Source organism: Blautia sp. AM28-27 (assembly GCF_003480905.1).
GTDB classification, from domain to species: Bacteria; Bacillota; Clostridia; order Lachnospirales; family Lachnospiraceae; genus Fusicatenibacter; species Fusicatenibacter saccharivorans.
In genome coordinates, this window is the sequence record NZ_QUJK01000021.1 from 1 (window position 1) to 7,549 (window position 7,549).

Below are 7,549 nucleotides of genomic sequence, written 5' to 3' on the forward strand. Positions count from 1 at the left end.
TTTGCTTATGTGTGATAAAGAAGTAATAGAAGTGTAAAAAATTTTGCCGTTCCTATCCGGCACATGAGGTATGTCGGATAGGTCGGGCGGTTAGGTGTCGGGCAGTTCTACCTTGCCGACAAAAGAATAATAGATTTCGATTTCCTGTCTGCGTAACTTGCCCCGGCGTTTCCCGTCAAGGGCAACGCTTTCATGGACAACGATTTTCTCCACAAACTCCCGCAGCAGAGTAGGGGTAAGTTCTTCAATGGTAGTGTGCCTGCGTACCACATTCATAAACTTTTCAGCGTTTGCGGTGGCTTCCTGCGCTTTGGAAAGTTCTTCCCGCAGTCTGGCGGCACGTTCTTTCAGTTCTTTCTGCTCGGCTTCATAGTCTGCCGACAGCTCTGTGAAACGCTCGTCCGATATGCGCCCGGTTACGCTGTCCTCATACAGCCGCTTGAAGATAGCAGATAACTCGGCTATGCGTTTCTCGGCGGCTTCCAGCTCCTTTTTCTTGGCGGCGTTCCTGCGTCTGTCCCCGTCCTCATTCTGCTCGATTAAAAGCTTCATAAACCGGGCTTCATGCTTTGCCGCATAGCTGGTAACTTTCCGCAGATTGGAGAGTACGCCAGCGGTCAAGAGGTCAGTGCGGATAAAGTGCGCTGTGCAGTCGGCGGTGCGTTTCTTGTAGCTTCCGCAGATATAACAGTCCTGCTTGCGCTTGTCCGTCTGGTATCGCTGCTGGTACATGACGCTGCCGCAGTCGGCACAAAAGAGTATGCCGGAGAACAAGCCCACTTCGTCATAACGGTTGGGGCGTTTGCGCTGCTTGCGTAACTCCTGCACCCGTTCCCACGTTTCCCGGTCAATGATAGGCTCATGGTGGTTCTCAAAAACCGCCTGCTTTTCCGGGGGATTTTCTATGCTGTGTTTCAGCTTGTAGGACGGCTTCTCGGTCTTAAAGTTTACCAGACAGCCCGTATATTCCCGGTTTTCCAGCAGATGAACCACGGTATTGGTCGCCCACTTGCACTCATAGCCGGGGTGGTAGCGGCGGGTGCTGCCCGTCCTGCGGTATTCCAGCGTCCCCGGCGTGGGGATTTGCTGCTCGGTCAGCATACGGGCTATCTTGGTCGGACCGTTCCCGGCAAGGCAAAGGCTGTAAATCTGCCGTACCACCGGGGCGGCTTCCTCGTCAATGATAAAGTTTTCGTCCTCGTCCATGAGGTAGCCATAGACGGGCTTGCTTGTGATGGGCTTTCCGCTCATGCCCTTAGAGCGTTTTACTGCCTTGATTTTCTTGCTCGTATCTCTCACCAGCCATTCGTTAAAAATGTTCCGCAGCGGGGCAAAATCATTTTCCCCCTGTGCGCTGTCCACTCCGTCATTGATAGCGATGAAGCGGACACCTTTCTGTGGGAAAATCATTTCTGTGTACATTCCCACCTGTAAGTAGTTTCGCCCTAACCTCGACATATCCTTGACGATAACTGTCCCGACTTTCCCTGCTTCAATGTCTGCAAGCATGGCTTGAAATCCGGGTCTTTGAAAGTTCGCACCGGAATAACCGTCGTCGGTGTACCAGCGCAGATTAGAAAATCCATTCTGTTTGGCATAGGTTTCCAAAATCCTCTTTTGGTTGGAAATGGAATTGCTCTCGCCTTGCAGCTCGTCCTCATGGGACAGTCTTGGGTAAAGGGCGGTAATGAGTTGCTGGGTGGTCTGTCTTAACATAAATTCCTCCGTTTCCGACAGCCAGCCCCACTATTCCGTACCTTGATTGTACCACATGGGGCGGCTGTCTGTATAGCGGCAAAAGCGTCAAATCTGCTTCTTTACGGTCGGTAAAAATGACGGTTTTTCAATCAGGCTTATCACAGGTCAAATATCCGGCGGCGGCTTCTGCTTCCAGCACTTTCATCATCTTGTCAGCGGCGGTGTCGGTCGCCCCCTCCTTGAAAAAGCCAGACACCACAAGGATTGTGTTGCCTATCCTCGTTTCGGTCACGCAGTCCGGGCGGCGGGCAGGGCGTTTGTTTCTCTGGGTGTCGGTCATAGGCAAATCTCCTTTCCGGCAAGCAGCCGTTTCAGCTGTTCCATTTTTCCCTGTGCGGCGGCTTTCCTCAAATTCTCCCCGGTAAAGCAGAGAGGGGAACACATTTCAAGCAGGCGGTCATAAATCCGGGCGTGGGCGGTGTCCTCCGGGTGCTGCAATTCCTCCAGCGTGAGGTTGGTCGTCACAATCAGCGGCTTCCTGCTCCGGTAGCGGCTGTCAATCACATTGTAGACCTGTTCCAGACCGTATTCTGTGCCACGCTCCATTCCAAAATCGTCAATGATGAGCAGGGGGAAGCTGCAAAGGCGGGAAATATATTCGTTCCTGCCCGCAAAGCTGGCGGCAAGGTCGTTTAATATTGCTGCAAAGTTTGTCATGCACACCGGGACTTCCTGCTCCATGAGGGCGTTTGCAATACACCCGGCAAAATAGCTTTTCCCAGTGCCTACCCTGCCCCACAAGAGCAGCCCGTAGTTCCCGTCCTTTATCTGTTCCCAGCGTGCCACATATCCGGCGGCGTTCTTCATCTGCGGGCAGCTGCCGTTATCGTTGGCAAATGTCCAGTCCTGCATGGTCTTGTCTGTAAAGCCCTGCCGTTTCAGCCGTTCCACCGTTTCAAGGTGGCTGCGCCGCTTCTCGGCGGCTTCCCGTTCCTTACGGGCTGCCCGCTGGCAGTCGCACTCTGACGGGTGGCGGTCACGCCCGAAAAAGGTCTTGCCCTCCGGGAAATAGGCTTCTTTGGGTTTCCGGCATTTGCCGCAGTATAAAAGCCCGTCCTCCCCGGTGTAATCCTCCGGCTCGGCTGTGGTGTCGGTCATAGGCAGTATGGTGTTGTGGATTGTATCGGTCATAGGCTTTCTCCCTCCTTGAATGAATAGTCCGGTATGCCTTTCTTTGGCTTCTCTTTGGCAGCGTCCTCCTGCGCCCACTTGTAAATGGTGGCTGCATGGCTCTGGTACTGCTTCCCGGTGGAAGCGATGTGGCAGGAAAGGCGGTCAAGGTAATACTCCCACTTGCCGGGGAAGTCCTGTTCCAGCTCCAAAAGTTCTGTGTCAGAAAGAAATACATTTTTATATCTGCCATAAGCGGCGGGGGGCTGCCCCTCACTCGCTCCTTTTGTTTGGCTCTCTATTAGGTTGTTTATATTAGTTTGGTTAGGGGACGGTTTTCCGACCGTCATAAGGTCAGTTTTCCGGCTGTCAGTTGGTCGGTTTCCCGCCCTTATGAGGGGCGGTTTTCCGTCCGTCAGTTGGTCGGAAAACTGTACCACTGGGATAGGCGGCACTTTCACATACAGACGGTTGGCGGCAGAAAAGCCCGTCCGTCTGCGTTCCAGCAGCCCGGCAGCGTCCAGTTCGTTCAGTGCGCCCTTTATGGTGGTGCAGCCTTTATCCAGCATTTCCGCTATCTCTGCTATGGGGTAGACAATGTATGTCCGTCCCTCGCTGTCCTGCCAGCCGTTCTTCTGCGAAAGGGTGGAACGGTCTAACAGCAGCGCATATAACTCTCTTGCGGTGTGGGATAGGTCTGTTTCCAGCAGGAAACGGGGGTAAGGCAGGTAAGCGGGCAGCTCCGTTCCTGCGGTCATATAATCAGCGATAGGGTTCACCTCCTTGTGGTGTCTGTCTGTGGGTTCTGTTACGCTTTTAGGGGGCGTTTTTAAGGGAAAAGGATAAATGTATCACGCACCCTTTGACACCCTCCAAAAAAGCCTTGATTTATGCGGGTTTGAAATGCCCTAAAGCGTGACATTTCTCCCTTTGTTTCCGCTTCCGTTTGGCGGCGTTTATCCGCTTCATGCGTCCGGCGCAGTCCGGGCAGTATTTCCCCCGGTTGGATTTTGGGAAGAAGAACGCCCCGCAGACAGCGCAGCGTTTCCGGCTTCCCCGGCGCAAGAGGGCGGCTTCCAGTGCTTCATCAAGGGGCAGGACAGCGGCGGTAAACCAGCGGCAGAGCAGCGAATAGCTGATACTCTGTACACACACGCAAGGCTCGCCGTCCTCCAACAGCAGGCAGTTCCCGCTGTCATAGTTGCAGCACTCATGCACAAGGCGGCGGGCTGCCCGGTACTGGCGGTAGTCCATGCGGGGGATATTACCGTTCATGGCTCTGCTCCTTTCTGCGCTGCGGCTCGCTCCGGCGTAAAATCTGGTCGATATTGCCCTTGACAGTCTGCAAGCGGCGGTACTCCTCCCGTTTTGCCCGGTAATCGTTGTAGCCGCTGTTTTTCTCTTTGATAAGGCTTTCAATCTCTGCTTGCAGGGATTTATAGCTCGGCAGCTTGGAAATGCCGTTCTCCCTGAAATAGCGGGCGGCTGCGTCTGCTATGATAAAGTCACTTTCATGCTTCTGACGGTAGGCTGCTTTTGCTTTGGCGTTTTTCTGCTGTTTCAGCCCGTCCCGGACAGGGCGGGTCTTGGAATAGGCAAGCACCTGCCGTTGCAGCTCCTTTTTCCCGTTCAGCGTCTTTTCCACCTGCTTCAACCACGCAAGGCTTTCCTGCATGGCGGCATAGGCGGCAGAACAGGCTTCGTCCAGTTCCTCCGGGGAGGAAAAGCCGTACTGCTGATAGGCGGTAACGGTAGCTGCCATTTGCTTTAGGTTGTGCTTTGCCGCCCAGCGGTCATAGCCCACGCCCTTGCCCTCGGCTCGCTTGGCTTCCCGGTCAACCATGCGCTGCAAGGTGTTGTCTGCCGGGGTGGTTTTTGCAGCTTTTTCCCCTTGTAACGGCTTTTTAACTGCGGCAGGGTATTCGGGTATGGCTTTGGTCTGTTCGGCAGCTCTGTGGGCGTTCTGCGTGAGCAGGGCAAGGACAGCAGCCTTGTCAAAATCGTCCCCCAGCTTTCGGGCTGTGATAGGCTTTGTCCTGTCCGGCGTGAGGTAGGAAAGCCGCCCCCGGCTCTCCTTGACGGTCACACCCTCCCGCAGCAAAAGGGAAGAAAACTCGTCAAAGCTGCCAGCTTGGGAAAGTGCCTGCCGTATCGTCCGGCGCAGCTTCGCCTTGTCCGTTTCAAACTTGGTGGGCTTGGTCGGCTGTCCGGCGGCTTCTCTGGCGGCGTTCTCTTTGTCAAGGGCAAGCTGCCCTTTCTTTGCCGCCCAGTATTCCCGTTCGGTTATCCGTTCCTTGCTGCCGTTCAAGAGGTCGATTTGGTAAAGCCCCTCCCGGTGGCACATTTCCATGACTTCGCTCTTGAAATATTCCATAGCGGCGTTGGTGCAGCGGTGCTTGCAGCCCTCCAGCGTGTCGGCTGGTCTGTCCATGTAGGGCAGAAGCGGGACTTCGTAAATCCGCAGGGAGTTGATGACGATATGCACATGGATATTCCCGCTGTGGTTATGCCCGTCCGGGTGGGTGCAGATTAGGGCTTGGTGTCCGGGGAAATGCTCCTTGCAGAACTGCTCGCCCAGCTCCTGCGCCCGGTCTACGGTCAAGCCGTTGTCTGTCCCGTCCCGTGGGTCAAAGCTGATGATATAGTGGTGGCTTTTCACATCTTCCCGTTTTTGGTTTTTCTCATAGCGGAGATTGGCTCGCATACAGGCAACAGCGAAATCCTCGCCCCCGCAGTTGAGGGAAGAAATGCGGTAATCCTCCCTCGGTATCAGCCGCCCGTTTTCATCAAGGGTGGCTTTCATGGTAAACTCGTCATGCTCAAATGTGAGATAGGCTTCCGCTGCGCCATAGTCGGCGTTTTTAGAGCTGATATGTTTGAATGTTGCCAACAGCGTCACCCACTTTCTGCAAGACTTCAAACTTTAGGGCAGCAAGGTCGGAAACCGCCGCCCGTACCTCCCCGGCAAGCTGCGGATAGGGACTGTGCCACTCGTTCAGCGTCCGGGCTATCTGGTTTAAGTTGCCGCCGATCCTCCCGTATTCGGCGGTCAGCTTCCCGACAGCGGCAAGCAGCTCGTCATTGATGGGGGAAACGGTTATGATGGGGCGTATGGCTGCCCCGGTTATGGCTTGCCGGATAAACTCGGCTTGGCTCATGTGGTAAGCAGAAAGCCGCTGGGCAAACTCGGCGTATTCTTCCTCGGTCATGCGTGTTTTGACTACCCGGCTGCGGTGCGGCGTGTTGTATCGTTTCATAGGTGGTTGACCTCCTTTCTGTGCGTGGTGTCCTCTCACTAATAGGAGAAAAACAGGGTGTGAAGCGGAACTGTTTTTGAAAAATCCGAAAAATATTTTGAGGGGTTTTTCAGCGGCGCAAGCCGCATAAGCAGGGTTTGGGGAAGGCACTCCCCAACAAGATTCCCGCAGGGGCAAAATGAGCGATAAGCGAATTTTGGCACCTCGGTAGAATCTTGCTCTAAGAAACTGCCGGCCTGCCGTTCACTTGCTACTGCCACTTTTTCAGAAAATCTATAACCAGCTTTTTTTATAAAAGGCTGCGGGCTGGCGTTTTTCCCTTACTCCCTACAAACCACAAAAGAGCAGAATGGACGGACTTTCCGGCAAGAACTTTTCCGGCGGCTCGGTCTTTCCCGACAATAAGGCGTTTCGGAAGCTGCGTTTTGCCCGCTGTCTGAAAAAAATGGCAGCCTTTTTTGGTTTCACTGTCTAATACGGAACTTTTGGAAATTTGCCAAAAATGGACGCAAAAAAAGCAGCAAATCTTTTTCGGATTTACTGCTTCATGTGCCGCTGCGGTGCGGCGGGATGGATATTCAGTTGAAATAAAAGAGGATGGTGGTACTTTAGTCTATCGACTCTTTACTAACTATTAGGTAATCTTGAAAGATTTTCCTTGAATTTATCTAAAGAATGTTCATTGTTTCCCGCAAAAATAAGTGGAATTGTATATTCATATGATATGCCATTTTCATAGTCCGATAATTGTATTTTTATAGTATCATCCCTCTCATCTTTAGGTGCTATATATATGAATGAATTTTTATTTATATCAGATATTTTCCCTTTTTCAGAAGAAACAGTATAACCCCAGTCTGTTAAATTTGTCTTTATTGTAACTTCTGTTTCTGTTTCTTTTCTAGTCTGCAATGCTGTTTTATCGATTTGGATATCAAAAGGAGTCGAACCTAACAATTCACTGTTTATATTTACAAGTTCTTCTCCATTTGTTTTAGAAATATTAGATTCATCTTCATAATTTTGTTGAGATTCATCTTTTGGTGTTTCTCTGTTACATCCTAATAAAAAGCATAAAATAATTAGTACTAATACAGAAAGTTGTTTTTTTTGCATTTATTTCTCCTTTCATATTATCAAAGAAAGCACTGAGAGTACTTTCAAGAAATTTTGAAATATTCTCAATGCTTTCTATTTTTTGATCATAAACTTGCCGGTAATGATACTATGTTAATTTATCTCTTTCGCGTAACCTTTGTTGCAATATACACATGCACCATTCACCCATTTGTGAGACATTTCAATCGTCTCAACTTCATAAATGCTTACTTCTCCACAAATTAAACATTGTTTGTAATTATATACATGACGTGTCGCACATTTATCCCAGTCATTTCATCTTCATATCCATAGTACTGGGGAGA

General features: G+C 51.4%; 9 protein-coding genes. 1 reads left to right on the forward strand and 8 read right to left on the reverse strand.

From position 1 onward, the window contains the following. Window positions 1-90: 90 nt before the first annotated feature. From DW743_RS16075 to DW743_RS16105, 7 genes are all read right to left on the reverse strand, one after another. Window positions 91-1,716 carry a recombinase family protein gene (locus DW743_RS16075; protein WP_002594230.1) on the reverse strand — a complete coding sequence of 542 codons (1,626 nt, stop codon included), beginning with the start codon at window positions 1,714-1,716 and terminating at the stop codon, window positions 91-93. Between the two features lie 127 nt (window positions 1,717-1,843). Next, entirely contained in the window at window positions 1,844-2,038 is a 195-nt protein-coding gene (locus tag DW743_RS16080) for a transposon-encoded TnpW family protein (protein WP_002594231.1), read from the reverse strand. After that, window positions 2,035-2,889 carry an ATP-binding protein gene (locus DW743_RS16085; protein WP_002594232.1) on the reverse strand — a complete coding sequence of 285 codons (855 nt, stop codon included), beginning with the start codon at window positions 2,887-2,889 and terminating at the stop codon, window positions 2,035-2,037. Before DW743_RS16085 ends, DW743_RS16080 begins: the two co-directional genes overlap by 4 nt. Beyond that, window positions 2,886-3,626: a replication initiator protein A gene (locus DW743_RS16090; protein WP_002594233.1), complete on the reverse strand. Its 741-nt coding sequence runs from the start codon at window positions 3,624-3,626 to the stop codon at window positions 2,886-2,888. The genes DW743_RS16085 and DW743_RS16090 overlap by 4 nt, the downstream gene beginning before the upstream one ends. Window positions 3,627-3,756: 130 nt before the next feature. Further along, window positions 3,757-4,143 (reverse strand): cysteine-rich VLP domain-containing protein, encoded by a 387-nt coding sequence (locus DW743_RS16095; protein ID WP_002594234.1) that lies wholly within the window; start codon window positions 4,141-4,143, stop codon window positions 3,757-3,759. Then, complete coding sequence (locus DW743_RS16100) at window positions 4,133-5,758, reverse strand: relaxase/mobilization nuclease domain-containing protein (RefSeq protein WP_002594235.1); 1,626 nt, start codon at window positions 5,756-5,758, stop codon at window positions 4,133-4,135. The genes DW743_RS16095 and DW743_RS16100 overlap by 11 nt, the downstream gene beginning before the upstream one ends. Beyond that, entirely contained in the window at window positions 5,730-6,125 is a 396-nt protein-coding gene (locus DW743_RS16105; protein ID WP_002594236.1) for a plasmid mobilization protein, read from the reverse strand. The genes DW743_RS16100 and DW743_RS16105 overlap by 29 nt, the downstream gene beginning before the upstream one ends. A gap of 349 nt (window positions 6,126-6,474) precedes the next feature. On the opposite strand from DW743_RS16105, the gene DW743_RS18665 reads away from it, so the two are divergent. Then, window positions 6,475-6,600, forward strand: coding sequence for a hypothetical protein (locus DW743_RS18665; RefSeq protein WP_007037420.1), 126 nt, complete (start codon window positions 6,475-6,477; stop codon window positions 6,598-6,600). Between the two features lie 152 nt (window positions 6,601-6,752). Here the strand turns inward: DW743_RS18665 and DW743_RS16115 are convergent, their stop codons facing one another. Next, a complete protein-coding gene (locus DW743_RS16115; RefSeq protein WP_002569239.1) occupies window positions 6,753-7,241 on the reverse strand; it encodes a hypothetical protein in 489 nt (162 codons plus the stop codon). Window positions 7,242-7,549 lie beyond the last annotated feature (308 nt).